This is a genomic window from Pseudogemmobacter lacusdianii (assembly GCF_030848395.1).
Taxonomy (GTDB): Bacteria; Pseudomonadota; Alphaproteobacteria; order Rhodobacterales; family Rhodobacteraceae; genus Pseudogemmobacter; species Pseudogemmobacter lacusdianii.
The window spans coordinates 78,933-100,353 of the sequence record NZ_JAVDBT010000010.1 but is presented as its reverse complement, the minus strand read 5'-3'; the positions used below and the strand labels follow the sequence as shown (position 1 = coordinate 100,353).

General features: G+C 59.8%; 21 protein-coding genes. 5 read left to right on the top strand and 16 right to left on the bottom strand.

Features of this window, described 5'->3' with window-relative positions; genetic code table 11:
- Nucleotides 1-34 precede the first annotated feature (34 nt).
- From Q9295_RS11690 to glpD, 7 genes are all read right to left on the bottom strand, one after another.
- Entirely contained in the window at nucleotides 35-1,759 is a 1,725-nt protein-coding gene (locus Q9295_RS11690; protein WP_306680754.1) for an ABC transporter substrate-binding protein, read from the bottom strand.
- A gap of 103 nt (nucleotides 1,760-1,862) precedes the next feature.
- On the bottom strand, nucleotides 1,863-2,276 hold the full coding sequence (locus Q9295_RS11685) for a DUF2160 domain-containing protein (RefSeq protein WP_306680753.1): 414 nt from the start codon (nucleotides 2,274-2,276) through the stop codon (nucleotides 1,863-1,865).
- A complete protein-coding gene (locus Q9295_RS11680; protein ID WP_306680752.1) occupies nucleotides 2,276-3,079 on the bottom strand; it encodes a carbohydrate ABC transporter permease in 804 nt (267 codons plus the stop codon). Before Q9295_RS11680 ends, Q9295_RS11685 begins: the two co-directional genes overlap by 1 nt.
- On the bottom strand, nucleotides 3,076-3,948 hold the full coding sequence (locus Q9295_RS11675; RefSeq protein WP_306680751.1) for a carbohydrate ABC transporter permease: 873 nt from the start codon (nucleotides 3,946-3,948) through the stop codon (nucleotides 3,076-3,078). The genes Q9295_RS11680 and Q9295_RS11675 overlap by 4 nt, the downstream gene beginning before the upstream one ends.
- Complete coding sequence (locus Q9295_RS11670; protein WP_306680750.1) at nucleotides 3,948-5,018, bottom strand: ABC transporter ATP-binding protein; 1,071 nt, start codon at nucleotides 5,016-5,018, stop codon at nucleotides 3,948-3,950. Before Q9295_RS11670 ends, Q9295_RS11675 begins: the two co-directional genes overlap by 1 nt.
- Nucleotides 5,018-6,115, bottom strand: a complete 1,098-nt coding sequence (locus Q9295_RS11665; protein WP_306680749.1) for an ABC transporter ATP-binding protein — start codon at nucleotides 6,113-6,115, stop codon at nucleotides 5,018-5,020. The genes Q9295_RS11670 and Q9295_RS11665 overlap by 1 nt, the downstream gene beginning before the upstream one ends.
- A 27-nt stretch (nucleotides 6,116-6,142) precedes the next feature.
- Nucleotides 6,143-7,804, bottom strand: coding sequence for a glycerol-3-phosphate dehydrogenase (gene glpD / locus Q9295_RS11660; protein ID WP_306680748.1), 1,662 nt, complete (start codon nucleotides 7,802-7,804; stop codon nucleotides 6,143-6,145).
- A 143-nt stretch (nucleotides 7,805-7,947) separates the two neighbouring features.
- Here glpD and Q9295_RS11655 point away from each other — a divergent pair, with 143 nt between their 5' ends.
- Together Q9295_RS11655 and Q9295_RS11650 are read left to right on the top strand one after the other, a co-directional pair.
- Nucleotides 7,948-8,706 (top strand): DeoR/GlpR family DNA-binding transcription regulator, encoded by a 759-nt coding sequence (locus tag Q9295_RS11655; RefSeq protein ID WP_306680747.1) that lies wholly within the window; start codon nucleotides 7,948-7,950, stop codon nucleotides 8,704-8,706.
- 63 nt (nucleotides 8,707-8,769) lie between these two features.
- Complete coding sequence (locus Q9295_RS11650; protein ID WP_306680746.1) at nucleotides 8,770-9,936, top strand: serine hydrolase domain-containing protein; 1,167 nt, start codon at nucleotides 8,770-8,772, stop codon at nucleotides 9,934-9,936.
- A gap of 80 nt (nucleotides 9,937-10,016) precedes the next feature.
- On the opposite strand, the gene Q9295_RS11645 is transcribed toward Q9295_RS11650, so the two are convergent.
- From Q9295_RS11645 to Q9295_RS11605, 9 genes are all read right to left on the bottom strand, one after another.
- A complete protein-coding gene (locus tag Q9295_RS11645; RefSeq protein ID WP_306680745.1) occupies nucleotides 10,017-10,565 on the bottom strand; it encodes a chemotaxis protein CheD in 549 nt (182 codons plus the stop codon).
- Nucleotides 10,562-11,707 carry a CheB methylesterase domain-containing protein gene (locus Q9295_RS11640; RefSeq protein WP_306680744.1) on the bottom strand — a complete coding sequence of 382 codons (1,146 nt, stop codon included), beginning with the start codon at nucleotides 11,705-11,707 and terminating at the stop codon, nucleotides 10,562-10,564. The genes Q9295_RS11645 and Q9295_RS11640 overlap by 4 nt, the downstream gene beginning before the upstream one ends.
- A gap of 15 nt (nucleotides 11,708-11,722) precedes the next feature.
- Nucleotides 11,723-12,079: a DUF8776 family protein gene (locus Q9295_RS11635; RefSeq protein WP_306680743.1), complete on the bottom strand. Its 357-nt coding sequence runs from the start codon at nucleotides 12,077-12,079 to the stop codon at nucleotides 11,723-11,725.
- A complete protein-coding gene (locus Q9295_RS11630) occupies nucleotides 12,076-12,462 on the bottom strand; it encodes a response regulator (protein ID WP_306680742.1) in 387 nt (128 codons plus the stop codon). The genes Q9295_RS11635 and Q9295_RS11630 overlap by 4 nt, the downstream gene beginning before the upstream one ends.
- A 44-nt stretch (nucleotides 12,463-12,506) precedes the next feature.
- On the bottom strand, nucleotides 12,507-13,289 hold the full coding sequence (locus Q9295_RS11625) for a CheR family methyltransferase (protein WP_306680797.1): 783 nt from the start codon (nucleotides 13,287-13,289) through the stop codon (nucleotides 12,507-12,509).
- A gap of 161 nt (nucleotides 13,290-13,450) precedes the next feature.
- Nucleotides 13,451-13,915 (bottom strand): chemotaxis protein CheW, encoded by a 465-nt coding sequence (locus Q9295_RS11620; RefSeq protein WP_306680741.1) that lies wholly within the window; start codon nucleotides 13,913-13,915, stop codon nucleotides 13,451-13,453.
- 18 nt (nucleotides 13,916-13,933) lie between these two features.
- Nucleotides 13,934-16,168, bottom strand: coding sequence for a chemotaxis protein CheA (locus Q9295_RS11615; RefSeq protein ID WP_306680740.1), 2,235 nt, complete (start codon nucleotides 16,166-16,168; stop codon nucleotides 13,934-13,936).
- 12 nt (nucleotides 16,169-16,180) lie between these two features.
- Entirely contained in the window at nucleotides 16,181-16,555 is a 375-nt protein-coding gene (locus Q9295_RS11610; RefSeq protein ID WP_306680739.1) for a response regulator, read from the bottom strand.
- Entirely contained in the window at nucleotides 16,552-16,833 is a 282-nt protein-coding gene (locus tag Q9295_RS11605) for an STAS domain-containing protein (RefSeq protein ID WP_306680738.1), read from the bottom strand. The genes Q9295_RS11610 and Q9295_RS11605 overlap by 4 nt, the downstream gene beginning before the upstream one ends.
- Before the next feature lie 232 nt (nucleotides 16,834-17,065).
- Here Q9295_RS11605 and Q9295_RS11600 point away from each other — a divergent pair, with 232 nt between their 5' ends.
- The 3 genes from Q9295_RS11600 to pdxR all read left to right on the top strand — a co-directional run bounded on the left by Q9295_RS11600 (nucleotide 17,066) and on the right by pdxR (nucleotide 21,343).
- Nucleotides 17,066-18,079, top strand: coding sequence for an NAD-dependent epimerase/dehydratase family protein (locus tag Q9295_RS11600; protein WP_306680796.1), 1,014 nt, complete (start codon nucleotides 17,066-17,068; stop codon nucleotides 18,077-18,079).
- 231 nt (nucleotides 18,080-18,310) lie between these two features.
- Entirely contained in the window at nucleotides 18,311-19,693 is a 1,383-nt protein-coding gene (gene tpa, locus Q9295_RS11595; protein WP_306680737.1) for a hypotaurine--pyruvate aminotransferase Tpa, read from the top strand.
- A 183-nt stretch (nucleotides 19,694-19,876) separates the two neighbouring features.
- Entirely contained in the window at nucleotides 19,877-21,343 is a 1,467-nt protein-coding gene (gene pdxR / locus Q9295_RS11590) for a MocR-like pyridoxine biosynthesis transcription factor PdxR (RefSeq protein WP_306680736.1), read from the top strand.
- Nucleotides 21,344-21,421 lie beyond the last annotated feature (78 nt).

The window sequence follows — 21,421 nt, the reverse complement described above, 5'->3', positions numbered from 1 at the left end:
TGCGGGCCACCCTTCGGAGGCCCGCAAAGAAAGATTACTGCCAGGATTTGATCAGTTCATCATAGCTGATGGTTTCCGGCGTCGGATCCTCATTGTCGAGCTTGGCCACCGGCGAGCCGGGGGCGTCAAGCCATTCTTGCGGATCCTTTTCCTCGTTCAGTTTCGGGCCAATGTCGCCCTGAACGCCAGCTCGCTCCAGCCGCTCAAGCACTTTTTCTTGCTCGGCACACAGCGCATCCAGCGCCTCTTGCGGGGTCTTCGCGCCAGACATCGCATCGCCGATGTTCTGCCACCAGAGCTGCGCCAGTTTGGGGTAATCCGGCACGTTGGTGCCCGTCGGGGTCCATTGCACCCGGGCGGGCGAGCGGTAGAACTCGACCAGACCGCCAAGGTTCGGCGCGCGCTCGGTGAAGCTTTCATGCTGGATCGAGCTTTCGCGGATCAAAGTCAGGCCAACATGGCTTTTCTTCACATCCACGGTCTTCGAGGTGACGAATTGGGCGTAAAGCCAAGCCGCCTGCGCGCGATCGACCGGGGTCGATTCCAGCAAGGTCCAAGAGCCCACATCTTGATAGCCAAGCTTGGTGCCCTCTTGCCAATAGGCGCCGCGCGGCGAGGGGGCCATACGCCATTTTGGCGTGCCGTCGTCATTCATCACCGCCGTGCCGGGTTTCAGCATATCGGCGGTGAAGGTGGTGTACCAAAACATCTGCTGCGCCACATTGCCTTGGGCAGGAACTGGACCAGCCTCGCCAAAGGTCATGCCCATCGCTTCCGGCGGGGTGTATTTTTGCAGCCATTCAATCGACTTGGTCACGGCATAGACCGCGGCCGCATCATTGGTGGCACCGCCGCGCGCCACGCACGACCCAACGGGGCGCGAGTTTTCATCAACCCGGATGCCCCATTCATCGACCGGAATCCCGTTCGGGTCGCCCTTGTCACCGCCCCCGGCCATCGAGAACCAGGCATCGGTATAGCGCCACCCCAAGGAGGGGTCTTTCTTGCCATAGTCCATATTGCCAAAGACGCCCGAGGCCGGGCTGCCATCGATATAGGACATATCGCGGCCGGTGAAGAATTCGGCGATATCCTCATAGGCCGACCAATTGACCGGAACCCCCAGGTCATAGCCGAATTTCTCTTTGAAATCTGCCTTGGTCTTCTCATCATTGAACCAGTCATAGCGGAACCAGTAAAGGTTCGCGAACTGCTGGTCGGGGAGCTGATAAAGCTGCCCATCGGGGGCGGTGGTGAACTTGAGCCCGATGAAATCCTCAAGATCCAAGCCCGGATTGGTCACCGCCGCCCCTTCGCCGGCCATCCATTCGGTCAGGCTGCGCGCCTGTTTATAGCGCCAATGCGTGCCGATCAGGTCGGAATCGTTGATATAGGCGTCATAGACATTCTCGCCGGTCTGCATCTGGGTTTGCAGCTTTTCCACCACATCGCCTTCGCCGATCAGATCATGGGTGATCTTGATCCCGGTGATCGCGGTGAAGGCCGGAGCCAGCACTTTGCTTTCATATTCATGGGTGGTGATGGTCTCCGAGACCACCTTGATCTCCATCCCAGCATAGGGCTTGGCAGCATCGATAAACCATTGCAGTTCCGCCTCTTGCCCGGCGCGGTCCAGCGATGACAGATCGCCGATCTCCGCATCAAGGAAGGCTTTGGCCGCATCCATATCGGCAAAAGCCGGCATGCCAAGGGCCATCAGCGCAAGCGCTATGGCGGTTGTGGTCTGACGGTGTCTCATCTAATCCTCCCGTGGAATGTGACACTTCGGTCTTACGTTCTTGTTCCGAGGGGCTGGCTTGGGGTCGCATCCGTGCAGCCCCTCGGGACGGTCGTTCTTCTCTTTAAACCCAGCGGAAGACCGCTGCGGCAAAGACAAGGCAAAGCGCAGTCGCGCCCCAAAGCGGCGGGCCCGCAAAGAAAAGCCAAATGAGATGGATGAAGCCTGAGCCGAGAAGGCTGATAAACAGCCGATCGCCGCGCGTGGTCTCGATCCGTAAGACCCCAAGGCGAGGCGTCTCGGGGTAGCGGATCGCCAGCAGGGTCATGGTTACCAGAAGGCTGGCGATGACCCAGAAGAACAGCGCAATCGGCAGGGTCCACGCCATCCAGCCGCCCGGGATCATCGGCGCGAACCAATCGATGGCGCCGTCTTTCTTTGGGGCGGCGATCAGAAGGGCTGCAAGGGCGGCCCCCATGATCCCAGCAGCGGTGAGTGTGATCGCCGTCCAGTTCCGGCGCGGAGCGGTCATTTTCATCACACCCTCCCCAGGGCAAAGCCCTTGGCTATGTAGTTGCGCACAAACCAGATCACCAAAGCGCCGGGCAGGATGGTCAGCACCCCCGCCGCCGCCAAGACCCCCCAATCCATGCCCGAGGCTGACACCGTGCGGGTCATGATCGCCGCGATGGGTTTTGCGTCCACCGCCGTCAGGGTGCGGCTCAAGAGCAGTTCCACCCATGAGAACATGAAACAGAAGAAGGCCGCGACCCCGATGCCCGAAGCGATCAAAGGCATGAAAATGCGGATGAAGAAGCGCGGGAAGGAGTAACCGTCGATATAAGCGGTCTCGTCGATCTCTTTCGGCACGCCGCGCATGAAGCCCTCAAGGATCCAAACCGCCAGCGGCACATTGAAAAGGCAATGCGCCAAAGCCACGGCGATATGGGTGTCGAAAAGGCCCACGCTGGAATAAAGCTGGAAGAAGGGCAACGCGAACACCGCCGGTGGCGCCATCCGATTGGTCAACAGCCAAAAGAAGAGATGCTTGTCGCCCATAAAGCTATAGCGGCTGAACGCATAGGCGGCGGGCAGGGCGACCGTGATCGAAATCACAGTGTTTAGAACCACATAGATGATCGAGTTCACATAGCCCATATACCAGCTCGGGTCGGTCAGGATCACCTCATAGTTCCGCAAGGTGAAGTTCTGCGGCCAAAGGCTGAAGGTCGAGGTGATCTCGGCATTGGTCTTCAGGCTCATGTTCAAAAGCCAGTAGATCGGCACCAGAAGGAAGATCAGATAGGCCGCCATCACGAGGGCTGAGGAGTAGCGCTTCATTGCATATTCTCCCGGTCCATATTGGTCATGACGGTGTAGAAGACCCAAGACACCAGCAAAATGACCAAGAAATACATCAGGCTAAAGGCGGCGGCGGGGCCAAGGTCGAACTGCCCAACGGCCATTTTCACCAGATCAATCGACAGGAAGGTGGTCGAGTTGCCGGGCCCGCCTCCGGTCAGCACGAAGGGCTCGGTGTAGATCATGAAACTGTCCATGAAGCGCAAGAGCACCGCGATCAGCAGCACGCCTTGCATCTTTGGCAGCTCGATATAGCGAAAGATCGCCCAGCGGCTGGCTTGGTCGATCTTTGCGGCCTGATAATAGGCCTGCGGAATGCTTTGCAGCCCGGCATAGGCCAGCAGTGCCACCAGCGAGGTCCAGTGCCAGACATCCATCACCACGATGGTGATCCAAGCATCCAGCCAGTCATTGGTATAATTGTAATCAATCCCAAGGCTGGCCAGCGTGCGGCCCAAAAGCCCAATATCGACCCGGCCAAAGATCTGCCAAATCGTGCCGACCACGTTAAAGGGGATCAAGAGGGGCAGCGCCATCAGCACCAGACAGAAGCTGGCCCAAAACCCTTTCTTTGGCATGTTGAGCGCGATGAAAATGCCCAGAGGCACCTCGATCGCAAGGATGATACCCGAGAACAGGATTTGCCGCCCCAAAGCATCATGCATCCGGCTTGAGGTGACGGTGTCCTCGAACCACTCAAAGCCCGCCCAGAAGAACTGGTTGTTGCCGAATGTGTCGTTGAAGGCGTAATTCACCACGGTCATCAAGGGGATAACAGCCGAGAAGGCCACGATGACCAGAACGGGCAAGACCAAAAACCAGGCCTTGTTGTTGACGGTCTTTTCCATCAGCGAACCCCCTCAATGCGCCAATCATCGGCGTAGACGCTGATCTTTTCCGGGGTGAAGCGGGCATGAGTGAGGTCGGGCCCCAAAGACGCGCCCTCGGGCAGCACGATGTTCAGGCTTTGCCCCGCGGTCTCCGCCCGCACCAGCCGGTGGCGGCCGATATCCTCGACCCGGTTGATCTTCACTGGCAGACCATCGCCCGCGGTCAGCTGCACATGCTCGGGCCTTATGCCGATCTGCACCTTGCCCGAGGCTTTGTAGCTCGCTGGCAGGTCAACCGTTCCACCTAAAACCCGCGCCTGCGCGCCGTTCACTTCCGCAGACAAGAGGTTCATCCCCGGAGAGCCGATGAAATAGCCCACAAAGGTATGCGCTGGGCGCTCAAACAGTTCTTCCGGCGTGCCCATCTGCACCACGCGGCCGTCATACATCACCACGACCTTATCGGCGAAGGTCAAAGCCTCGGTCTGGTCATGGGTGACATAGATCATCGTATGGCCAAACTCGCGGTGCAGCGATTTCAGCTGGGTGCGCAGCTCCCATTTCATATGCGGATCGATGACGGTCAGCGGCTCATCAAAGAGGATCGCATTCACATCCTCGCGCACCATGCCGCGCCCAAGGCTGATCTTTTGCTTGGCATCCGCCGTCAGCCCCTTGGCCTTGCGGTCAAGCCGCTCCTCCATGCCGATCATCGCGGCGATATGATTGACGCGCCCGGCGATGTAACCCGGGTCCATCCCCCTGTTTCGCAAGGGAAAAGCAAGGTTCTGGCGCACGGTCATCGTGTCGTAGACCACCGGGAACTGGAAGACCTGCGCAATGTTGCGCGCGGCTGTCGGCGCCTCGGTCACATCGCGATCGCCGAACAGAACCCGGCCTTGGCTGGGGCGCAAAAGCCCCGAGATGATGTTGAGAAGCGTGGTTTTCCCGCAACCAGATGAGCCCAAAAGCGCGTAAGCGCCGCCATCCTCCCAGACGTGGTCCATCGCTTTCAGGGCGTAATCCGCATCCGATTTTGGCTGCGCCAAATAGGAATGCGCCAAATTTGACAAGGTGATCTGGGCCATTACGCGGCCTTCTCGGTAAGGGCGTAACCGGCGGGCGCCGCCAGAGTGCCAGAGCCGTCGAAAAGATAGATATGGCGCGGGTCGATCCAGATCGAAATCGTCGCGCCCGCCGCCAGCTGTTGCACCCCATGCACCAGCGCAACCCAGCGCTGCCCTGCATAGCTCAGATGCAGATAGGTCTCCGAGCCGGTGATCTCTGTCACCAAAACCTTGCAAGGAAAGCCCAAAGCGTTTTCCGAAACCTTCGATAAATTCAAATGGTTGGCGCGGAACCCTGCGGTGTATTCGCCGTCTTGCAGCCCGGAAAATGCCCCTTGTGCCGCCGTGGTTGCGCCGTCGCCCAAGATCAACTGACCTTGCGCGATCCGAGCAGAGGCGAAATTCATTGGCGGATCACTGAAGACCCGCGCGGTCACCATATCGCTGGGCTGGCGATAGACTTGTGTGGTGGGGCCGATCTGAGTGACGCGCCCCTCCCAAAGCGTGGCCGTCTGGCCGCCCAAGAGCAAAGCCTCTTCCGGCTCGGTCGTGGCATAGACGAAGATCGCCCCGGAAGCCTCGAATATCCTTGGGATTTCCACCCGCAGCTCTTCTCGCAGCTTATAGTCGAGATTGGCCAGAGGCTCATCCAAAAGCACCAGCCCCGCGCCCTTCACCAAGGCCCGCGCCAAGGCGCAGCGCTGCTGTTGGCCGCCCGAAAGCTCCAAGGGTTTGCGCCCCAGCATCGGCGTCAGACGCAGCATCTCGGCGGTCTCGCGCACGGCGCGGTCAACCTCAGCCGCAGGTCGCTTTAGGATCCGTAGCGGAGAGGCGATATTGTCATATACGGTAAGACCTGGGTAATTAATGAACTGCTGGTAAACCATCGCCACGCCGCGATCTTGCACGCGCTGGCCGGTGACATCGGCGCCGTTCCACAGCACACGGCCCGCGCTGGGCTGATCCAGACCCGCCATCAGCCGCATGAGCGAGGTCTTCCCCGCAAGCGTCGGACCCAAAAGAACGTTCATTGTGCCGCGTTCCAGCACCAAGCTGGTAGGGTGGATCTGCACCCTGCCATTCACCGAACGCGTCACGTCTTGCAGTTCAAGCGTCATCCAAGCCCCTTACTGCGAGGCGGGCTGTTAGGCCCGTCGCTCTGCCATATGCACCTCAATTGCCTGCACGTCTGCGCCCGAGAGCCGAAGCCCCAGTTTCGAGCGTCTCCAAATCACATCTTCCGCCGTCCGCGCCCATTCGCGCGTCATTAACCAATCAATCTCTGCCTCGGTCAGCGTCGCACCAAAGTCGCGTCCCAGATCCGCCATGCTGCGCGCCGGTCCCAGCACTGAAAACGCATCCGTGCCATAGGCCCGGATCAACCGCGCGGCGTGGTAGGGCGTCAGAAACGGAAACTGCGCCCGCAGATTGGCTTCCAGCGCGGCTTTTCCATCATGCGGAAAGTCGCCGCCGGGCAGGGGGACGCGGGCCGTCCATTTTCCGGGAAGATTGGGGAAGAAGTCCGCAATTTTCTCCAGCGCGGATTCCGCCAGACGCCGCGAAGTGGTGATCTTGCCGCCAAAGACGTTCAGCAAAGGCGCACCGTTTTGATCCAAGGATAAAACATAGTCCCGCGTCGCCGCAGTGGCCGATTTCGCCCCGTCATTGTATAGCGGCCGCACGCCCGAGTAACTCCAGACCACATCTGCGGCCGTCACCGGTTTTGCGAAATATTGTGACGCAAAACCAAGCAGATAGTCGCGCTCAGTGTCGGTGCAATGTGCCTCGGAAGGGGGCGCCTGATGGTCCATATCGGTGGTGCCGATCAGGGTAAAATCTTGCTCATAAGGTATGGCAAAGATGATCCGACCATCGCTGCCCTGAAAGAAATAACAACGGTCGTGATCGTAAAGCTTGCGCGTGACAATGTGGCTGCCGCGCACCAGCCGCACCCCTTCGGCCGAGTTGATATGGGCGACGTTGCGGATCACATCCTCGACCCAAGGCCCGCCCGCATTGATCAAAACCTTAGCAAAATGATGCTGTTGGCCGTTGGGGCCTTGGGTTGTGATCTGCCAAAGCTCGCCCTGACGCTCGGCGCGGATCACCTTGGTACGGGTCATAATCTGTGCGCCGCGCGCTTCGGCGTCGCGGGCATTCAGCACCACCAAGCGCGCATCCTCGACCCAACAGTCGGAATATTCGTAAGCCCGTTGAAATTTCGCCTGCAAAGGTCGGCCCGCCGGATCATCGACAAGATCGAGGCTGCGGGTTGCGGGTAGGATCTTGCGCCCGCCCATTGTGTCGTAAAGAAAAAGTCCCAGCCTTATCAGCCAGCTCGGTCTGCGCCCGCGCATCCAAGGCATCGCAAAAGCCAAAAGCCGACTGGTTGGGGTGTCGCTGTCAAAGCGCATGTCCTTGTGCATTGGCAGCACAAACCGCATGGGCCAAGAGATATGCGGCATCGCGACGAGCAGGGTCTCGCGCTCTTCTAAAGCCTCACGGACCAAGCGGAATTCGAAATATTCCAGATAGCGCAAGCCGCCATGAAAAAGTTTGGTCGAGGCGGAGGAGGTTGCCTGCGCCAGATCGCCCTGTTCGGCTAAGCTGACCGAAAGCCCGCGCCCTGCCGCATCGCGCGCGATGCCGCAGCCATTGATGCCGCCACCAATGATGAAAAGGTCAGTCGTCCCAGACCCTGCGGCTTCGCTCAAACGCGTGACCTCCCCAAGATTGACCAAGGCCAGCGGCCTCAGTGCGACACCGTGCAAGCCTGCACCTTTCACGATCCATTCGTCAATCATCATTTTCGTTTATGTGCGGAATGGCGTGAAACGAACATTTGATATTTCGACTGGGGCGGCATATCGTCCTTGGATTGAAAAGCTTGCCGCAATCGCACAAAAGCGAATGCAGTCGCAGCAAGAGACTTGGAGGGATTAACGGCCAAATGGCGATAAGCCTTCGACAGACAGAGATCGTTGAAATTGCCCGCGCCGAGGGGCGCGTGGTGGTCGAAGATCTTGCGCAACGCTTTGATGTGACGCTGCAAACCATTCGCCGCGATTTGACGGAATTGGCCGAGGCAGGATTTCTTGACCGCATCCACGGCGGTGCGGTGGCGCGCACGGGCGTGGTGAACATCGGCTATGAGCAGCGGCGCAGAATGGCGCAAGAGGCGAAAGAGGCGATTGCACGGGCCTGTGCGGCTGAGATCCCCGATAACTCAAGCCTCATCTTGAACCTTGGCACCACCACCGAGGCCGTCGCGCGCGCGCTTTTGCACCATAAGAATATCACGGTGATCACCAACAATATGAACGTTGCCAACACCTTGCAGGCCAATCCGGGCTGCGAGATCATTGTCACGGGGGGTACGTTGCGTCGCTCGGACGGGGGGTTGGTGGGCGATCTGGCGATCCAATTCTTCGATCAGTTCAAGGTGGACTTTGCGGTGATTGGGACCTCGGCTTTGGATCTGGACGGCGATATGCTGGACTTTGATCTGGCTGAAGTGCGGGTCAGCCGCGCTATTCTGGCCCGGGCGCGTCGCAGCTTTTTGGTCACTGATCGTTCAAAGCTGGGCCGTTCGGCGCCCGCACGCATCGCCTCGCTCAGCGCGATTGACACAGTCTTTACCGACCAGGCCTTCCCGCCGACATTGGCCCGCGCGTGCCAAGAGTGGAACACCCGCGTCGTGCTTGGCTAGCGGCGCTTGCTTGGTCACTTGGCTCTGGTTACCCATGCGTAACCAACTGGGGAGGGCGGCAAAATGACGACGGAATTCGCGACGCGCTACGGCTTTGACCGGGCTGATGTGGGGCTGGCAAATTGGCGGCAGGCCCCTTTCAGCCATTGGGCCTTTCAAAACGTCGCCGAAGTGGTCCCGACGGCCTGGCGCGCAGCTGCGGTGATGAAGCATGAAGAGCCAGGTGCCGATCCTGCAATTCTGACGCAAAGTTTTACGGTCCAAGGCCAGCGCGCCAGCCTGGCCGATCATCTTGCCGCAAGCGCAACCGACCTTTTCACTATAATGCGGGGCGGTGAATTTTTGGCTGATTGGTCAGCACCTTACGCGGATCCGGCCCGGCCGCACCTGGTGTTTTCCATCACCAAATCGCTGACCGCATTGGTGGCGGGCGCATTAGAAGCGCAGGGCCTTCTCAGCCCCGAAGATCCGGTGACGCGCTTCGTGCCCGAAGCGGCGCAAAGCGCTTTTGGCAATGCCACGCTGCGGCATCTTCTGGACATGACGGTGCAGCTGCAGTTCGACGAGGCTTATCTGGATCCCGACAGCCCCTTTGCCCGCTATCGCCGGGCAATGCTGTGGAACCCCGGCAATGATGGCGAGAATTTGCGCCAATTTTTGTGCACTATTCCCGGCCAAGATTGCGCGCATGGCGGCAGTTTCCGCTACCGCTCTCCGGTCTCGGACATGCTGGGGGTGGTGGTCGAGCGGGCGGGCGGCGCAAGGCTTGCGGATCTGCTTGACCGGCTGATCTGGCAAAAGATCGGTGCGCAGGGCCCCTTGGGTTTGACGGTGGATGCCATAGGAACGCCCCGCGCGGCGGGGGGCGGTCTCCTTGCAGCGCGGGATCTCGCCCGTGTTGGCGAGATGATGCGCCAAGGGGGTATGGCGCCCGGCGGCCGGGTTCTGCCCGAGGCTTGGGTGCGCGATACGGTTGAAAACGGAGATCGCGGTGATTGGGAACGGGGAGATTTCCCCGAACTTCTGCCCGGCGGCGCCTATCGCAACCAATGGTATCGGGCCGCCTCGGGCTGGTTCGGTGCCATTGGGATCCACGGGCAGTGGTTGGCGGTCGATCCGGCTAGTGAGACGGTGCTGGTGAAATTCTCATCGCAGGCAGAGCCGGTCGACGATGATCAAGATCAGCGGAACATTGCTCTGTTTGAGGCGATTTTCCAGCATTTCAGCTAGGTTTTGGCCGGGGGCATCTGATTTCGGGGAACGTGCAGCGGTGCTTTGGCCGCATCGGGAATACCTGATGCGGCCAGGTATCAAAAAAGCTCAACTTGTGTCGGCGGCGTTGGCCGCGGCGGCGGTGTGCGCAGCGGCGTTTCATCGAGTTGCGTTCCGGGGATCAGCAATTGCCGAGCTCGGCCGGTTGCGGGGTGAAAGGTCACTCGGCGGGCCAAAGTGCCACCAAGGCTTTCCGCAAGGCAGGGGATGCTTTCAGTGCGTAAAAAGTTGCGGGCAAAGTCGGCGTTCGAGCTGCCAATATCGCGCAGATGTGCCGATATCTTCGCGCCGCCAAAAAGCTTGCCCCGCAGTGCGTCGCGGCGCGCACCCAAGCGCAACAAAGCGTTGATCAGCATCTCCATCGCGTGGACGCCGTAGCGATTGTCTCGTTCTTGCAAAGGGTTGGCAGAGTTGCTTTGTGATTGGGCCAGTAGAAAATGGTTCATTCCTCCCACTGCCGCTTCCGGATCCCAGATGCAGGCTGCGACACAAGAGCCGAGAATGGTTTGAAGCTGCTCATCGGGCCGGGTCGATACACGAAATTCACCTTGAACGATCACAATCGTCTTGGCCGCGAAATGCATCATCTGGTGGCACCCATCGCTTTGCGATCACCGACGACTGACATGGCTCGGCCGGTGCATCGGTTCAGAAGTTCTGGCCCGATCTGCATAAGGGGGAGGCGGCTCTCAACAGCCCCCAGCTCCCACGCCGCGCGCGGCATGCCGTAAACCACTGAACTGGCTTCATCTTGCGCAATCGTAAAAGCGCCGGCGCGGCGCAGCTCTAGCATGCCTTGCGCGCCGTCTCGCCCCATTCCGGTCAGCAAAGCCGCTGTGACCCGCGTGGCGATCGGCACGGCCGAGCGAAAAAGCTCATCCACCGATGGCAAATGACCCGAGACTGGCTCGCCTGCCGCAAGCTGAACCTTGGGCGGCGGACCTGGGTTTAAAAGCATATGCGCGCCACATCCGGCGCCGACCACGACCTGGCCTGGAACAAGCGGCAGGCCTGGTTGCGCCGGCCTGACCTGTGCGGCGCAACTGCGGTCCAAGAGGCGGATCAGACTGTCCGAAAAGGAGGAGCCGGTGTGCTGAACGATTGCCGTAGGCGGGCAGTCGGCAGGGAAAACTGAAAGCACGCGCAACAATGCGTCAATGCCGCCTGTCGAAGAGCCGATCAGGATGAAACGGTCAGGTCTACCACGCCCCAGAGCCAAGGGTGCACGCGGCACCAAAGGCATTGTCGATCCTGATTCATCGTTTTTTGCCAGTGCGTTACAGATAGATGTCAGCATCGCCTCTGGGCTATCTTCGGGATTTAGGACCGCCTCGGATGCGCCGGGGCGCGCTGCCTCATTGCCAATGCGCAGCCAAGTGATCCCCATCACTCGGAACATTGCCAGAAGGCCGGGGAAGTCGGGGTGGCGCGTCATTTCCGAGCCTAAAAGCACGATTTTCGGTTCGGCCTGTTCGACCCGGATATAGGCACCCGACAAATCGCCTGCTTGACCGCAGAGCTTGACCCGCGGCAAGCGGCCCAAGGCCCGGCCGAGCCGTGACAGTAAAAGCGGGCTTGAGGTCACAATGACGGTGGCGATCTCGGTCATGGCTTGTTGGCCTTTTTCCGAAAGGAGCTTTGGAAAGGTGAGTTCAGCGAAAGCAAAGGGCGAAGCGTAGCAGTGGTCCAACGGCTGGTCGTCTTCGGGTGAGTGAAGATTGCGGCCCATCAATTCAGCTTTGTGTTAAAAAACCTCGGCTGCGCTGGGGGGAAATGCAGGTGCCGTCTCGGCACCCGTCAGAGCGTGGCGCAATTCGGCCAGTGAAAGCACAGGCGCCAGATCGGCCGCGCTCATCGCGATGGGGCAATCACGCGTCGCGAGCGCCAAAGCCTCGGTCCATCTGGTCAGATCATGCAGCCGTTGATCCAGGCGATCGATCGCTTGCAATTCGCGCGCCGGACCCGAGGTCATTTGAATTTCGCCACGATCGACCAAGGCATGGATGGCATCTTCAAGCCGCTGCACAAGCTTTCGGCAATGACTGATCTCAGTGGCGGTAAGGCTGAGGAGTACATCCAAGGCGGCAGGGGGCGTGCTCATAGCGGGCCGACCACGCGCTCGATGCTGGCTTTGACGGTGGCGGTGGTAAAGGGTTTCCGGATCAAGTTGTTAAGGCCAAGCTGTTGTCCTTTTTGCAGAATCTCTGGCGTGGGCGTGCCTGTGATCAGGATGAAACCCATCTTTTGGGTGGTGCGATTTTGCCGGATCGCACCCAGCAGATCTAACCCCGACATACCGGGCATGTTCATATCGGAAATCACCAGATGCACCGGATTGGCCGCCAGCTTACCCAAAGCCGCTGTGCTGTCAGCCTCGGTCGCAACATGCTTGATGCCAATCTCCTCCAGCGACTGCGAGATCAGCGCGCGGCTGACCGACATGTCGTCCACCACCATCACCCGCAAAGATTCTTTCAAGCTCATGGCATGTCCTCCTTCCACGCGATGCACTGGGGCTCTGGCACCGGTTACAGTTTGCAATAGGCGGTTATTCCAACCGATGAGAAACCAGCCTCCGCCGGACCGCTCAGTCTTTCGGAATGTCCGATGAAGAGCATGCCCCCAGGCGCCAAAAGGCTGGCAAAACGCTGCCAAAGTCGGGCTTGGGTTTGCTTGTCGAAATAGATCGCGACATTGCGGCAGAAAATCGCATCAAGTGGCCCTCTCAGCGGCCAGTCCTGCATGAGGTTCAACTCACCAAATCGCACCAATTTCTGTACTTTGCTGGCAATCTGTTGCTGGCCGCCCTCGGCCTGCTGCACCCCCCAGCTTTTCATCCTGTCTGGGATAGGTTTTACCTCATCAGCGCTGAAAAGCCCCGCCCGCGCGCGCGCCAAAATGGCGGGGTCAACATCCGTGGCAAGGATCCGGATGTTTTGCTGAGCGGCCTCGGGTAAGACGTCGAGTAATGTCATGGCAATCGAATAGGGCTCCATTCCCGAGGAGCAACCAGCCGACCAAATCCGCAGCCGGGCACCCGATTTAAGTTCTGCCAGACGCGGCTTTACAACCAGGTTGGCCAAAAGGTCAAAATGGTGACCCTCGCGGAAGAAATGCGTCACATTCGTGGTCAGGGCCGAAACGACGAGGTCATGCTCGCCCCGCCCATCGGCACTTTCCAAAAGATCGCAATAGTCATGAAATCGGTGCATGCCTAAAGCGTGTAAGCGCTTGAGAAGACGAGAATAGACCAGATCGCGTTTGGAGGAATGCAAGGATAATCCGAACTCACGATAGGCAAAGGCGGCGATCCGTTCGAAATCGCGTTGCGTAAAACTAAGACCACTTGGGTCAACACCAGGGGGCGGGGGGCGGGATTTGCCGGTGCTGGATCTCGGCTCGGCAGCAAGGGGCAGATTGTGTGGAGCCGGGGCGGCCAGCGCGGTAGCGGAAACAGCGTGATCCGGTGCCATCATGCCGCTGCTTTGCTGCGCGCTTGGATCACCGCAGCCAAGTCGATCACCCTAGTCATCCCCTCATCGATCGGGATCACGCCGGTGATGCTTTGTTTTGTGGATTCCGAGCGGATGTCGGGGGTGTCTTGGATGCGATCGCGCGCGACCGAAAGGATCTCCGAGACGGCTTCGACCAAAAGGCCCACAGTTTGGTTGTCGATCATCGCAACCACAACCACATTACGGGGGCTTTCCTCGGTGTTGCCAAGACCAAAGCGGGCCGAGAGATCGTAGATCGGGATCACCGATCCACGCAGGTTCATCACGCCAAGGACCTCTCGTGGTGCATGAGGGAGGGGGGTGACGGCGGTCCAGCGGCGGATCTCACGCACATGGGTGATATCGAGCGAAAAGCTTTGTCCTCCGGCTTGAAAGGTGACGAACTCCACATCCGTGGCACTGCGATTTTCTTGGGCATGCATTGGTTATTTCCTTTCCGGTCAGGCGGCTGTGGCGCGCACTGGGGCGCCAGCGCGGTTCGAAGTCAAAGCGTCAGCATCCAAAATCAAGGCGATCTGCCCATCGCCCAAAACTGTGGCCGCCGAGACGCCGGGGATTGTGCCGTAATTTGATTCCAACCCCTTGATCACAACTTGCCGCTGGTCATGCACCGCATCGACGACCAAGGCGCATTGCGTTTGACTGTCGGTCTCAACCAAAAGCAGCAGCGGCGGCTGGTTTGGGTCACGGCCCGGGAAGCCAAGCGAGGCGGCAACATCGATCATCGGAATAAAGCGGCCGCGCATCGACAGCAGGCTCTCGCTGGTGCCAAGTTGGTGCAGATCTTCGGGGCCGGGGCGGATCGTCTCAATCACCGAGGTGATGGGCACCACCATCGTGTGGCCTGCAACCGAGATCACCATGCCATCCATCACCGCCAAGGTCAGCGGAAGGGTAATGGTGAACTCCGTCCCTTCGCTCGGGGTGGAGGTGATCGAGACCCGCCCGCCAAGGGCTGTCACCGCATTACGCACCACGTCCAAGCCCACGCCCCGGCCCGAAAGATTTGATATCCGGTCAGCTGTTGAAAAACCTGGCAAGAACAAGAGATTATCAATCTCTGCATCGGTCAGCTCATCCTCTGCGCTGACAAGGCCCCGGGCGATGGCTTTCTCCAATATCTTCGGACGGTTCAGCCCAGCGCCGTCATCGCGCACGGTGATCACGACCGAGCCCGAGCGATGCGCGGCTTGCAATCGGATCGTGCCTTCGGGGTCTTTGCCTGCGGATTGACGCAGCTCAACATTCTCCAACCCGTGATCCACAGCGTTGCGGATCATATGGGTGAGCGGGTCGGCCAGCCGCTCAATCACCGTCTTATCAACCTCAGTCGCTTCGCCCAAGGAGATCAGCCGCGCTTGTTTGCCAGTGGCATCAGCCGCTTCGCGCACGATACGTGACATGCGTTGGAACAAGGGCTTCACGGGCTGGGCGCGGATCGCCATCACCGCTTCTTGGATGTCCCGCGCGAGCAGGCGGTAATCTTCGACATGGGTGATCACTTCTGCATCCGCCGGCAGCGAGAGAATAGAGATGCTTTGTTCGATCATCGCTTGGTTGATGATCAACTCACCAACCGCATTGATGAGCCGGTCCACCCGTTCGAGTTCGACCCGCAGCGTTGGCTTGGGGCCGCGGCCATCTCCGGTTTCCTCTTCGGACAGTTTGGCCTCACGTTTGCGCAGGCCGGCTTCGGCCGGGGCGCGGGTTGCGCTGGGCGGGTTTATGGTATCTTGCAGGGCGGAAGTTATAGCCGCAGCGGTGGCATCCAAGAGGGTCGTTTTCTCGGAAAGATGCGGAACTTCCGTCGTAAGATCAGAGGGTTGCATCATCGGTTCAGGCTCCGTGATGGGGGTGATTTCCAGATCGCAGAACCCGTCGACGAATTCAAAAATCTCCTGCACGGCCGTTTCATGCTCATCGCTGGTCAGCACGACGGACCAAGCCAAGTAGCTGGCCGCGGGGTCGAATTCGGTCCAGTCGGGCAGAGCCGAAAGGTCCAAAGCGACCTCCATCTGGCCCAGATCTGACAGAGCGGAAAGGATCAGGGCCGGGTCATGGCCATTTGCGTAAAGCGTAGGGTAGGGACGGAAGTGGATGCGGTACCCGCGCGAAGCTGTGTTAGAGGGGCTAAGCAGCTCGGCCGATTGGGCAGGACCGTCGGGCTTGGGCTCTGACGGCACAGTAAGCCCGTCTGGCAAAGGCAAAGGCAAATCCAAGCCCAGATCCAACGGCATAGCAGAAAACCCAAAACAGGGATCCGCGTCAGCCACCGGATCCGTCACCGGGGGCCCCCCCAGCACAGCATCCAGATTGGCAATGAACCCTTCCGTAGTGTCAGGGGCGATCTCTGTCCCATCCCGGGCCGCTTCCACCTGATCGGCCAGATGATCGGCCGAGCGCAAAAGCACATGCACAACCTCGGCCGTCAGCTCGATGCGGTCGGCGCGTAAACCGTCCAGCACGGTTTCAAATCGATGCGCAAAGGCCACGAGCCCATCCAAGGCAAAGGCGCCAGCCCCGCCTTTGACCGAATGCACGGCGCGAAAGACCGCATTCACCGTCTCGGCATCGTGGAGCCCTTCGTTGATCAGCGACAGCCCCTCGGCCAGTGCTTCCAAGAGCTCTTCGCATTCCTCAAAGAATGTGTCGCGGATAGAGTTCATTGTTGCCATGAAAACGCCCCCTCAGACGCGCGCGCCGGTGACGCGGCGGACAACAGATACGATCGCGGTGTCCTCAAAGGGCTTGACGATCCAACCGGTGGCCCCGGCCGAGCGCGCCCGCGCCTTCAGCTCATCGGCCGATTCCGTGGTGAGAACGAGGATCGGCACGCTGCGATGCGCCACCCCGCTGCGAATGGCATCGATCACGCCAAAGCCGTCCATCCGGGGCATGTTGATGTCGGTGATCACCACGTCCGGAGCGATTTCGGCAAATCTTTCAACCCCTTGCACGCCATCATCCGCTGTGGTGCAGCTAAAGCCTGCATCCTCCATCGCCTTGCGGACCAGATTGCGGATCGTGCGACTGTCATCGATTGCGAGCACTTTGATCGTCATAGGGTCCCCAGATTGCTGAGTGAATCCGCCCCGACCCCAAAAGCGGCAAGTTGGGCGGCGTGATCGGCAGAAAGCCCGGTGAGATCAAAGGCCACGCCCCTGCGCTTGCGGTCGAATGCCGCCGCCAGCAGGCATTGCAGCAAAGGCGCGTCCAAGCGGCGCAGCTGGCCCGCCGCAATTTCAACCGCGGTATCGGCATTGTCCCGCAGAAAGGGCAGCAAATCATTCTCTTCGGTCACGGAAATCCGTTCCGGCAGCGTGAAGACAAGTGGCGACATGGGTTCCGGCCCCCTTGGCTGCGGCACGGGAACGATTACCCCGCATGGCCAGAGATAGCGCGCGGCTGTTTAAGAATTCCTTGCCACCCAAGGCCTGCCAGAAGAAAACTCGTTCAAATTTTCTGCAATCCTGAAGCGGCCGCCCCAAGGCGCGCAATCTTGACCTTCTCGCCGCCGCCGCCCATCCTGCCGCCAACAGAAAGGTCGGCCTATGCAAGTGCTAACCCCCTCAGTGCGCAGGGTTTTCATCACCGGAACCGCAGGCTTCATCGGCTATCATCTGGCCGAACTTTTGCTGGCCCAAGGCTGGCAGGTGCAGGGCTATGACGGCATGACCGATTATTACGATGTCAGCCTCAAGCGCGCGCGCCATAACCGTCTGCGCCGCCACGCCAATTTCACCGCGACCGAGGCGATGCTGGAGGATCGCGTCGCCTTGGACACTGCCATCGACAGCTTCCAGCCGCAGGTGATCGTGCATCTCGCGGCCCAAGCGGGCGTGCGCTACAGCCTTGAAAACCCTCGCTCTTATATCGATGCAAATGTGGTCGGCAGCTTCAATGTGATCGAGGCCGCGCGTCGGCTTCAGGTCCAGCATCTTCTGATGGCCTCGACCAGCTCGATCTATGGCGCCAATACCGAGATGCCCTTTGCCGAGACTGACAAGGCCGATGGCCAGCTCACCATCTATGCGGCCACGAAAAAGGCCACGGAATCAATGGCTCACGCCTATGCGCATCTGTGGAACCTGCCGACGACGATGTTTCGGTTCTTCACGGTTTACGGCACTTGGGGCCGCCCTGATCTGGCCTATTTCAAATTCGTCGATGCCATCGTGAACGACCGCCCGATCGACATCTATAATCATGGTGAGATGTGGCGCGATTTCACCGCCGTGAATGATCTGGTCGAGGCGATCCGGCTCTTGATCGACGTGCCCCCGGTGCGTCCGGGCGAGGGCGAGGCAATTCCCCCCGGTGACAGCCTGTCGAAAGATGCGCCGTTCCGGATCGTCAATATCGGCAATTCCACCAAAGTGCGGCTTTTGGATTTCGTTGAGGCGATTGAAGAGGTCTTGGGCAAGAAGGCGATCCGCAACTACATGCCGATGCAGAAGGGCGATGTGCCGGCGACTTGGGCCGATGCGAGCCTCTTGCGGCGCCTCACCGGCTATCAGCCGAAGACCGATCTGCGCGACGGGATGCGCGCATTCGTGGCGTGGTATCGCGACTATTACGGCAAATAGCGGCATGCGGGGGCAGGGGCGCGGCCTGCTCGATGTATGGCGCTTTGCCATACGCAAACCATACGCAAACCATACGCAAGCCATATGCGCATCAGACGTGCCGCAAGGGGCTGGATCTGATTTCTGGCCTGCATTCTGGTCTTAAATCTGGCGCGCTTCTGGTCCTAACAGCTGCGCCAAATCTCTCCGATACTGAGGGCAAGGACTTCTGCCTATCTAAAGGAGCATGCCATGGAAGGCATCGTTGGAATGAATGACATGAGCCGCGTGGTCGAGGCCGACCGCGCCCATGTCTGGCACCACCTGTCGCAGCACAAAGCCTATGAGACCGCCGATCCGCGCGTGATCGTGGAAGGCAAGGGCATCCGGGTTTGGGATGCCAAGGGCAAGGAATATATCGACGCGGTGGCGGGTGGCGTTTGGACCGTCAACGTGGGCTACGGGCGTGAATCCATTGCCAATGCGGTGCGCGATCAGCTCATGAAAATGAACTATTTCGCGGGGGCTGCTGGCTCGGTTCCGGGCGCGATTTTCGCCCAGAAACTGATTGCGAAAATGCCGGGGATGAGCCGGGTCTATTATTCGAACTCGGGCTCGGAGGCGAATGAGAAGGTCTATAAAATGGTGCGCCAGATCGCGCATAAGCACCATGGCGGCCGCAAATGGAAGATCCTTTACCGTGACCGTGACTACCACGGCACCACCATCGGCACGCTTGCGACCTCCGGTCAGGACCAGCGCGCCGAACAATACGGCCCCTATCCCGATGGCTTCGTGCGGGTGCCGCATTGCTTGGAATATCGCAAGCAATGGGATGTCGAAAACTACGGCGAACGCGCCGCGGATGCGATCGAAGAGGTGATCCTGCGCGAAGGTCCCGACAGCGTCGGCTGCCTCGTGCTTGAGCCGGTCACCGCAGGCGGCGGCGTCATCACCCCGCCCAAAGGCTATTGGGAGCGGGTGCAGGAAATTTGCCGCAAATACGATATCTTGCTGCATATTGATGAAGTGGTCTGCGGCATGGGTCGCACCGGAACCCATTGGTTCGGCTACCAGCATTACGGCATTCAGCCGGACTTCGTGACGATGGCTAAGGGCCTTGCTTCGGGCTATGCGGCGATCTCTTGCACCGTCACCACCGAGCGGGTTTTTGACTATTTCAAATCCGATGCGGCTGACCCGATGAGCTATTTCCGCGACATCTCGACCTTCGGCGGCTGCACGTCCGGCCCCGCTGCAGCGCTTGAGAATATGCGCATCATCGAAGACGAAGGCCTGATCGAGAACACCGCGCGGATGGGCGATCGCTGCTTTGCCAACCTGCAAGCGCTGATGGAAAAGCACAAGATCATCGGCGATGTGCGCGGCAAGGGTCTCTTCCTTGGTGCCGAGCTGGTCGCGGATCGTGGCACCAAAGAGCCTGCGCCCGAAAAGCTGGTGCAGCAAGTGGTGGCAGAATGCGCTGCGCATGGCGTGATCATCGGGGCGACCAATCGCAGCTTGCCGGGCCTGAACAACACGCTCTGCCTTTCGCCTGCGCTGATCGCTACGTCCGATGACATTGATCAGATCACCGATGCCATCGACAAGTCGCTGACCAAAGTCTTCGGCTGATCAAAGCCCCCTAACGATGGTCGCGCGCGCTATGTCCGCGCGCGATCGAACCCAACTCTGCACTTTCATCTTGACCGAAATACTCCCGCCGGAGGCGTCCTGCCGCCGCCAGAAGCGCAAAGATTGACATTCCTGGTTCCAGTCTTGCCAATAGGGCCAGTTGCTCTGTCGCATGAGGCCAGAATGTCGATCCCCGTCGAAGCCTTTTTCCTGACCAGCGGCGCGGCAGGCGCCCTCCAGCGCCGCATCCGCGCTATGGTCACCGACGGCATCCTCACGGGCCGGTTCCGACCCGGTCAGCGGATGCCCTCGTCACGGGGGCTTGCGGCGCATTTGGGGATCAGCCGGATAACGGTGACGCTGGCTTATGCAGATCTTGTCTCCTCTGATTATCTGACCGCGCGTGGGCGCTCAGGCTATTATGTTTCTGACAATGCGCCGCGTGCGCCTGAATTTCCCACCGCGGCGCGCCCGAAGGAGGAGGTGGATTACGCTGCCCTCTCTTCGGCCCGGTTCACCCGCGCTATGGCAGGGGTCGATCGTCCCGCAGATTGGGAGCGATACCCTTACCCTTTCATTTACGGACAGACCGATCCCACGCTTTTTGACCATCAAAACTGGCGCGCCTGTGCCCTTCGTGCGCTGGGGCGGCGCGACTTTGATGCGCTCACATCGGATTATTACGAGCGCGACGATCCGCTCTTAATCGAACAAATCTGCAGGGTTATCTTGCCGCGTCGTGGCATCGCGGCTGGCCCCGAGGAGGTTCTGTTGACGCTTGGCGCGCAGAACGCGCTTTGGCTGGCGGCCACGGTGCTGCTTGCGCCCGGACGCCGCGCCGTGGTGGAAAACCCTTGCTATCCGGGCCTGCGGCGCATCTTGCAAACTTGCGGCGCGGGCGTGGCCTCGGTCGATGTGGACGCGGGCGGCCTGCCGCTGCATTTGCCGCCCGCCGATGTGGTCTTCACCACCGCCAGCCACCAATGCCCGACCAATGCGACCATGCCTTTGGAGCGGCGGCTCGCTTTGCTGGAGGCCGCCAGTCGCGATGATTTCGTGGTGGTGGAGGATGATTATGAGTTTGAGATGTCCTTCCTTAAACCCGTCTCCCCGGCGTTGAAATCGCTCGATAAAACCGGGCGGGTGATCTATGCGGGCTCGTTCTCAAAGTCGATCTTTCCCGGCATGCGGCTTGGCTATCTGGTGGCGCCACCGTCATTTATCGCCGAGGCACGGGCCTTGCGGTCGATGGTTTTGAAGCACCCACCTGGCCACATTCAGCGGACCGTCGCCTATTTTCTGGCCGAGGGGCATTATGATGCGCTGATCAACCGGATGCGGGTGGCCTTCAAGCGGCGGCGGCAGGTGATGGAAGAGGCAATCGCCGAGGCTGGCTTGCAGGTGGCCGGGCAGGGCGGTTTTGGCGGCTCTTCTTTCTGGATGGCGGCGCCCGCGGGGGTCGATACCGAAGTTCTGACGCAAGAATTGCGCGGTGAAGGGGTGCTGATCGAGCCTGGGCGCGGCTTTTTCGACCCCGCGCGAGAGGCGCGCAATTACTACCGTTTGGCCTATTCCTCGATCGCTCCGGCGCGGATTCCGGAAGGGGTGGCGCGGATTGGCAAGGCATTGGCGCGTCGAGGGGCGGCCTAAGCGTGCCACATTGCGCAAACTTTGGCCTCCTCACGAAGACTGAGCGCGTTGGCCGGACGGCATTTAGCAAATCTTAAG

Bases quoted from the DNA above. Each gene is read 5' to 3' on its own strand.
- Q9295_RS11690 (WP_306680754.1), bottom strand. From the start codon at position 1,759: ATGAGACACCGTCAGACCACAACCGCCATAGCGCTTGCGCTGATGGCC.
- Q9295_RS11685 (WP_306680753.1), bottom strand. From the start codon at position 2,276: ATGAAAATGACCGCTCCGCGCCGGAACTGGACGGCGATCACACTCACC.
- Q9295_RS11680 (WP_306680752.1), bottom strand. From the start codon at position 3,079: ATGAAGCGCTACTCCTCAGCCCTCGTGATGGCGGCCTATCTGATCTTC.
- Q9295_RS11675 (WP_306680751.1), bottom strand. From the start codon at position 3,948: ATGGAAAAGACCGTCAACAACAAGGCCTGGTTTTTGGTCTTGCCCGTT.
- Q9295_RS11670 (WP_306680750.1), bottom strand. From the start codon at position 5,018: ATGGCCCAGATCACCTTGTCAAATTTGGCGCATTCCTATTTGGCGCAG.
- Q9295_RS11665 (WP_306680749.1), bottom strand. From the start codon at position 6,115: ATGACGCTTGAACTGCAAGACGTGACGCGTTCGGTGAATGGCAGGGTG.
- glpD (WP_306680748.1), bottom strand. From the start codon at position 7,804: ATGATGATTGACGAATGGATCGTGAAAGGTGCAGGCTTGCACGGTGTC.
- Q9295_RS11655 (WP_306680747.1), top strand. From the start codon at position 7,948: ATGGCGATAAGCCTTCGACAGACAGAGATCGTTGAAATTGCCCGCGCC.
- Q9295_RS11650 (WP_306680746.1), top strand. From the start codon at position 8,770: ATGACGACGGAATTCGCGACGCGCTACGGCTTTGACCGGGCTGATGTG.
- Q9295_RS11645 (WP_306680745.1), bottom strand. From the start codon at position 10,565: ATGATGCATTTCGCGGCCAAGACGATTGTGATCGTTCAAGGTGAATTT.
- Q9295_RS11640 (WP_306680744.1), bottom strand. From the start codon at position 11,707: ATGGGCCGCAATCTTCACTCACCCGAAGACGACCAGCCGTTGGACCAC.
- Q9295_RS11635 (WP_306680743.1), bottom strand. From the start codon at position 12,079: ATGAGCACGCCCCCTGCCGCCTTGGATGTACTCCTCAGCCTTACCGCC.
- Q9295_RS11630 (WP_306680742.1), bottom strand. From the start codon at position 12,462: ATGAGCTTGAAAGAATCTTTGCGGGTGATGGTGGTGGACGACATGTCG.
- Q9295_RS11620 (WP_306680741.1), bottom strand. From the start codon at position 13,915: ATGCATGCCCAAGAAAATCGCAGTGCCACGGATGTGGAGTTCGTCACC.
- Q9295_RS11615 (WP_306680740.1), bottom strand. From the start codon at position 16,168: ATGGCAACAATGAACTCTATCCGCGACACATTCTTTGAGGAATGCGAA.
- Q9295_RS11610 (WP_306680739.1), bottom strand. From the start codon at position 16,555: ATGACGATCAAAGTGCTCGCAATCGATGACAGTCGCACGATCCGCAAT.
- Q9295_RS11605 (WP_306680738.1), bottom strand. From the start codon at position 16,833: ATGTCGCCACTTGTCTTCACGCTGCCGGAACGGATTTCCGTGACCGAA.
- tpa (WP_306680737.1), top strand. From the start codon at position 18,311: ATGGAAGGCATCGTTGGAATGAATGACATGAGCCGCGTGGTCGAGGCC.
- pdxR (WP_306680736.1), top strand. From the start codon at position 19,877: ATGTCGATCCCCGTCGAAGCCTTTTTCCTGACCAGCGGCGCGGCAGGC.